General features: G+C 34.9%; 1 protein-coding gene. It reads right to left on the minus strand.

What is annotated here, in order from left to right; genetic code table 11:
* Positions 1-8: 8 nt before the first annotated feature.
* Positions 9-415, minus strand: a 407-nt coding sequence (locus tag AAHB15_RS30030) for an IS3 family transposase (protein ID WP_342043904.1), incomplete at its 5' end; no start/stop codon positions are given.

The following is a 415-nucleotide window of genomic DNA, read 5'->3' on the forward strand; positions in this document are numbered from 1 at the left end:
AAAAAAGCCTAGGCAGATTTAAGAAGATGATCTCTGTATTGAACAGGGGTCATCTTTTTTAAATTCCATTGGTATCTATAGTGATTGTAATACGTCATATATTGCTTAATTTCTCTTTTTAGCTCCTCTAGGGTTGTACATTCTTTTATAGAAGCTTCATCTTTTAAATGGCCAAAGAAAGATTCCATAGGTGCGTTATCCCAACAGTTTCCTCGTCTTGACATAGATTGGCGTAGTCTAAGTTTTTTTACAGCTTTTTGAAATTCTGGATGCGTATAATGTACTCCCTGGTCTGAATGGATCCATGCATCTTTCGCTTTTTTAAAGTGTTTATTCTTCTTTAGTTTTTTAAGGGTGTCTGTGGCTAAATCAATGGTCATACGTTCTGAAATATGATAGGCTAATAGTTCACCTG

Origin of the sequence: Bacillus sp. OTU2372 (genome assembly GCF_038440275.1) — a bacterium.
GTDB lineage: Bacteria > Bacillota > Bacilli > Bacillales > Cytobacillaceae > Neobacillus > Neobacillus bataviensis_B.